This is a genomic window from Paenibacillus sp. 1-18 (genome assembly GCF_000520755.1).
Taxonomy (GTDB): Bacteria; Bacillota; Bacilli; order Paenibacillales; family Paenibacillaceae; genus Paenibacillus; species Paenibacillus brasilensis.
The window spans coordinates 1-617 of sequence record NZ_ASSB01000397.1 but is presented as its reverse complement, the minus strand read 5'-3'; the positions used below and the strand labels follow the sequence as shown (position 1 = coordinate 617).

The 617-nt window shown below is 42.1% G+C and carries 1 protein-coding gene and 1 pseudogene; both read right to left on the bottom strand.

What is annotated here, in order from left to right:
- Nucleotides 1-205: pseudogene (locus L693_RS31825) on the bottom strand (IS3-like element ISHahy4 family transposase); the annotation flags it as partial.
- 38 nt (nt 206-243) lie between these two features.
- Nucleotides 244-555, bottom strand: coding sequence for a transposase (locus L693_RS0126775; RefSeq protein ID WP_025721496.1), 312 nt, complete (start codon nt 553-555; stop codon nt 244-246).
- Nucleotides 556-617: the final 62 nt, after the last annotated feature.

Below are 617 nucleotides of genomic sequence, written 5' to 3'. Positions count from 1 at the left end.
TTAATTTTCGGTATCCATACGCATGGCCGTCTGCAGAAATCAACTCCATAATCCGTTCCATAATCTGAGCATCCGGTACTTTTACGCCGTCCGAACGCAGCGAATATCCTGGCTTTGGTCGTCCCCCACTTGCTGTTTTCTCGATCAATTTTCTATTTTTATGGTAGTAGTAACTAGATCTCGGGATGTTGGCCAGTCGTAGCACAAGCGTGACGGCATATCCTTCACAAATGTAGTGTTCTGCTACTTCAACTTTTTCAGCAAATGAGGGTTTTTCTTTTTTATCAAGTCACGCAGTATCGCAATCTCTAGTGCCTGTTCACCCAGTAGTTTCTTCAATTGATCATTTTCTTGGGAAAGCACTCTGGAATCTAGTCCATGTATGGTTTCCAGTGAAGTTTCACCATATTTACCTTCTTCAAATTCCTTTACCCAACGGTGAAGCATATTGACGGCAATTTCATATCTCCGGGCTACAGCTGCCTTATTCCCGGTTTCGATGGCTTCCTTGACGATTTGGCGTTTAAATTCTCTAGAATGTTTATTTCGTGTCATTTTCTCAGCCCCTTATCACTAGTAGTGTAATCCATATACACTCTTAGTGTCCAAGTTCACTA